The following is a 278-nucleotide window of genomic DNA, read 5'->3' as shown; positions in this document are numbered from 1 at the left end:
GGAACCGCCAGAATGGGCAAAGGATTCTAGCGATAAAGGTCGAAATAAAACTATTAAAGTTGGATTCTCTGTTTCAACTTTAAACAATCCATTTTTTGTAACTTTGAAAAAGGGTGCAGAAAAGAAAGCGAAAGATAGCGGCATTGAATTGATTGCTGTTGATGCGCAAAATGATGCAGCAAAGCAAACGAACGATGTTGAAGATTTAATTCAAAAAGGTGTCGATGTAGTTGTTATTAATCCAACCGATTCAGATGCTGTTGCTTCAGCAGTAAGTG

The 278-nt window shown here is 37.4% G+C and carries 1 protein-coding gene; it reads left to right on the top strand.

Annotation, left to right across the window (positions count from 1 at the left end; translation table 11 throughout):
• The coding region (locus MR083_RS27190) for a substrate-binding domain-containing protein (RefSeq protein WP_242270127.1) at positions 1–278 on the top strand (278 nt) is incomplete at both ends.

The sequence above is a fragment of the Bacillus cereus group sp. BfR-BA-01408 genome (genome assembly GCF_022663305.1).
Lineage (GTDB): Bacteria > Bacillota > Bacilli > Bacillales > Bacillaceae_G > Bacillus_A > Bacillus_A pacificus.
This window is presented reverse-complemented; position numbering and strand designations above follow the sequence as displayed.